The organism is Homoserinimonas sp. (genome assembly GCF_056262345.1).
The window spans coordinates 1-4186 of the sequence record NZ_JBACFR010000135.1 but is presented as its reverse complement, the minus strand read 5'-3'; the positions used below and the strand labels follow the sequence as shown (position 1 = coordinate 4186).

The window sequence follows — 4186 nt, the reverse complement described above, 5'->3', positions numbered from 1 at the left end:
AACGGGTCCATCCACTTGGGGTCCTGGAGCACCTGCTCGTACCAGCGCAGGGAGAATCCCTGTGGCGGAAAGAGCAGGAGGCTGCCCGAGGTCCACGAGGTCGCGACGAGCACGAGAAACGGCACGAAGAGCATGAGCCCGGCGAGAACCGAGACAGCGAAGATCGGAACACGGTAGAGGCCGAGGGCCCCGGTCATGGTGCGCACTGGTTCAGCCCCACTTCTCGCTGACCTTGAACAGCTTGTCCGCGATCAGGTAGATGACGACGGTCGCACCGACGAGCAAGAGGCTCATCGCGGCACCGAGATCCGGTCGGTTGGTCGTGTTGATTTGAAGGTTGATTACCCCAGAAACCGTGAGGTTCGATGGCCCACCAAGAAGCAGCGGTGTCACATAGAAGCCGAGCGACATCACGAATACGAGCACGCCGCCGCTGATGAGAGACGGCTTGAGCGCTGGGAGGATGACGCTGCGCAGAACGAGGGTGGGGCCGGCGCCGAAGATGACGGCGGCGTTGAGCTGTTCCTTGTCGATTCCGCTCATCGCGGTCATGACGGGCAACACCACGAACGGAAGCATGACCGCGACCATTGCCGGGTACATCGCGATAGCCGTTTGGTAGAGCTCGATCGGCTCATCGGTGAGCCCGAGCGTATTGAGAAGCCAGAAGAGGGCTCCGCGGGGAATCTCGATGAGCATCCAGCCGACCGTGCGAACAACGATTGAGGTCCAGAGCGAGAGCATGAGAAACGCGACGAGAACCATGGAGAGCCACGACGGAGCTGCCCAGATTCCGAGCCCGTAGAGGGCACCGACGAGCATTGTGAGAACCGTGACGATGACGGCCATGACGAGGGTGCGCAGCAGGGCCGCCGTGAAGGCGTTCATGGCGAACATTTCGCCGAACGCCGATCCGCCCGATTCGAAGGCCTGGATGATGAGCATGGCGATCGGTGCGCCGAGGGCGATGGCGAAGAATGCGATCGGTGGCCAGAGGAGCCAGCGCTTCTCCGTCTGTGTCCTGGTGGGTTTCACCTGGATCTCCTTGCGTTTGTGTGGAGCTGTGCGAAACGTGCCGCTCGCCGCGGAACCTCTCATCGGTGCGAAACGGACGCCGGATACTGCGATAACCGTCGGCTGACGACGGCCGGGTGGCCCGGGGCGCAGACGCCCCGGGCCCGGGTCTTACCTAGCCCGCAAGCCAGTCGGTGTAACGCCCGACGAGCTCGTCAAGGTTGTCGGCGCGGAACTGCTCGTCGAAGTAGATCGAGCCGTCGTTGCCGGGGCCGCCGGGGAGGCGCTTCGCCGTGCTGTTCTCGAGAAAGTCGAACGTGACTTCGTTGGCCGGGCCATAGAAGGTGCGCTCCGTGAACACGGCCTGGCGTTCGCCGTCCGTTAGCCACTCAGCGATCTCGAACGCGTTCTCGGGGTTCTTCGCCTTCGCCGGTACCACGAAGAAGTTGGGGCTGAGGAATGCCTCGTTCCACTGCACCGTAACGTCGAGACCCTGGTTGATGAGGGCAGTGAACTGGCCCGTGACGCTCACGGCGATCGATGCGCTGCCGGTCGAGAGAAGCGTCTGCACCTCTGGATAGGACTCGTAGAACACGAGGTCCCCCCGGATGGAGTCGAGCTTGGCCGTCGCGCGGTCGAGGTCGAGCGGGTAGAGGTCGTCCTGCGCAACGCCGTCGGCGAGAAGCGCGAGCTCGAACGATGCGTCGTAGCTGCCAGGGCTGCCGGGCCAGGCGCGCTTTCCGGGGAACTTCTTGGTGTCGAAGAAGTCTGCCCAGTCCTGCGGGCCTCCGTCGGGGTAGGTGTCGGTGATCCATCCCTGCGCGATCCCGATCAGAAAGCCGCCGACCGCGTAGTCGCGGATTTCTTCGGGAAGTGTGTCGGATTTGGTTGCGCTGTCGGGCAGGGCAACGATGTTGTCCTTGTACTTGATGAGTGAGTCGGATGACACCTGGATCAGGTCGTAGTCGCCTTCGCCGCCCTCGAGCATCTTCGCCATGATGGCGTCGGAGAGCGAGGCCGAGATGACCTTGATGCCGGTCTCCTCTTCGAATCCGTCGAAGTAGGCGATCTGGCGGCTCTCGTTGGTCGGCCCGCCGTAGTCGGCCCACACCACCTCGCCGCCGGCGGAGTCTGAAGAATCCCCTCCGGTGGCAGAGGAGCACCCTACGAGAGCAACGGTTACTGCGGCTACTCCAGCGAGCGCTGAGAGTGCACGCTTGCTGCGCCGCGAGCCTGCTGTGGCACTGATCATAAAATCGGTCCATTCTTGACGTCGTTGTCGGTGATGAAACTCTTGTTACACCGACACTCTAGCGGGAATGGATCCAATCTATGTAGGTGTGGATCCGAATTAGTTGCAGGAATGTTTCCAATTCGTAAACTCACCCCGTGCCCAGCGAAGGCCACCGGTCATTAGCCGGGCCTTAGTGCTACTCGCTCAGGATCTCCGCCGCAGCCCGAGCCTGGTACATCGCGTTGTCAAGGTCGCTGCCGCCCACGGAGACGTGACCGACCTTGCGGCCCGGGCGGGACTCCTTGCCATAGCTGTGGAACTTTACGGTGGGATGCTCCGCCATAGCTTTGGCATAACGCGAGTCGAGGCCGCCCCCCACTGGGCCCCCAAGCACATTCACCATCACCGTCCAGGCATCCCTGGTGCCGGTAGCTCCGAGCGGAAGGTCGAGCACGGCACGCAGGTGCTGCTCGAACTGACTCGTCGTCGAGCCCTCAATGCTCCAGTGCCCCGTGTTGTGCGGTCGCATCGCAAGCTCGTTGATGAGCAGGCGATCATCCGTCGTCTCAAAAAGCTCCACGGCGAGCACACCGGTCACGTCGAGTCCTTCGGCAACCGTCACGGCGATCTGCTCGGCAACATCGGCGATGCGCCCCGCCGAGTTGGGGGCAGGCGCGATGACCTCCGCACACACCCCGTTCTGCTGCACGCTCTCAACGACGGGCCACGCCACGATGTCGCCCGAGGGCCGACGCGCCACCGACTGGGCTAACTCACGCCTAAAGTCGACGAGTTCCTCCGCGAGAAGCGCGCCGATTCCCGGCGCCTCGAACCAATCGATCGCCTCGCGCCCGCGGCGAACCACGCGCACCCCCTTGCCGTCATAGCCGCCTCGCGGGGTCTTCACGATGGCAACGCCGCCGTTGGCCGCGATGAAAGCATCGAGCTCGGCCTCGGTAGAAACGGCGGCCCACTCCGGCACCGGCAGCCCGAGTTCGCTGAGCCGGGCGCGCATGAGGAGCTTGTCTTGCGCATACAGCAGCGCGTTGGGGCCCGGTCGCACAGCGACTCCGGCCTCGACCAGCGCCGAGAGCACCGCCTGAGGAACATGCTCGTGGTCAAACGTGATCACATCGACCGCCGCCTCGCGGGCGAAGCGCAGCACCTGATCGGCATCGATGTAGTCGCCGACCTGAGTCGCGGCAATCGCCGATGGGCTGCCATCGTTCTCTGCAAAAACGCGCAGGTCGATTCCCAGATGGGTCGCGGCGGGGATCATCATGCGGGCAAGCTGCCCGCCCCCGATAACACCAACGGTGAGGGTCATGCGAATCTCCGAAACTTCTGGGCGGATGCTCGGCCGCCGCCTCGGCAGTCGTGCGAGTATTGGCGGCTAGACTGCACACCGCCACTCCCATCTTCGCCTATCGACGAGGTCCTCACGTGCGTTCAGAGTCTCGATCCGCCTCGGCCAAGAGGCTTGCCGGTCAGCTCATGCGATTCGGGGCCGTCGGGGCTGTCGGGCTTGTCATCGATGTTGGCGTGTTCAACATCCTTCGGTTGACGATTCTCTCCCCGGAGAACCTGCACGAGGGCCCCGTGATCGCCAAGCTCATCTCCACCTCTCTCGCGATCATCGCCAACTGGCTCGGCAATCGTCACTGGACTTTTCGGCGAGCACAGCGGGCTAATCCCGTCGGCGAGGGACTGCGGTTCGCGGCGGTGAGTGTCGCGGCGATGGTGATTCCGCTGACCTGCCTCTGGCTTTCGCACTACGTGCTGGGGTTCACGAGCGCACTGGCCGACAACATCTCCACGAACGTCGTGGGGCTCGGGCTCGGCATGGTGTTTCGCTTCTTGCTCTACCGGTCGTGGGTATTTGCCGAGCCGAGCGTCGACACGGCAGCGGATGCCGCGGCCAACCCAGATCCGTCGCTA

At 63.6% G+C, this 4186-nt stretch carries 4 protein-coding genes and 1 pseudogene; 1 reads left to right on the top strand and 4 read right to left on the bottom strand.

Translation table 11 applies throughout. From position 1 onward, the window contains the following. The 4 genes and pseudogenes from AC062T_RS06750 to AC062T_RS06735 all read right to left on the bottom strand — a co-directional run. Positions 1 to 197, bottom strand: a pseudogene (locus AC062T_RS06750) (hypothetical protein); the annotation flags it as partial. 13 nt (positions 198 to 210) lie between these two features. Further along, positions 211 to 1035 carry an ABC transporter permease gene (locus tag AC062T_RS06745; protein ID WP_476028556.1) on the bottom strand — a complete coding sequence of 275 codons (825 nt, stop codon included), beginning with the start codon at positions 1033 to 1035 and terminating at the stop codon, positions 211 to 213. A 154-nt stretch (positions 1036 to 1189) separates the two neighbouring features. After that, complete coding sequence (locus AC062T_RS06740; protein ID WP_476028554.1) at positions 1190 to 2266, bottom strand: extracellular solute-binding protein; 1077 nt, start codon at positions 2264 to 2266, stop codon at positions 1190 to 1192. Positions 2267 to 2444: 178 nt separating this feature from the next. Then, on the bottom strand, positions 2445 to 3575 hold the full coding sequence (locus tag AC062T_RS06735; RefSeq protein ID WP_476028552.1) for a 5-(carboxyamino)imidazole ribonucleotide synthase: 1131 nt from the start codon (positions 3573 to 3575) through the stop codon (positions 2445 to 2447). A 116-nt stretch (positions 3576 to 3691) separates the two neighbouring features. Here AC062T_RS06735 and AC062T_RS06730 point away from each other — a divergent pair. Next, positions 3692 to 4186: GtrA family protein (locus AC062T_RS06730; RefSeq protein WP_476028550.1), on the top strand; the 495-nt coding region annotated here is incomplete at its 3' end.

What these genes read in the sequence shown, in the direction of transcription:
- AC062T_RS06740 (WP_476028554.1), bottom strand. Translation starts at nt 2,266, where the DNA reads ATGATCAGTGCCACAGCAGGCTCGCGGCGCAGCAAGCGTGCACTCTCA.
- AC062T_RS06735 (WP_476028552.1), bottom strand. Translation starts at nt 3,575, where the DNA reads ATGACCCTCACCGTTGGTGTTATCGGGGGCGGGCAGCTTGCCCGCATG.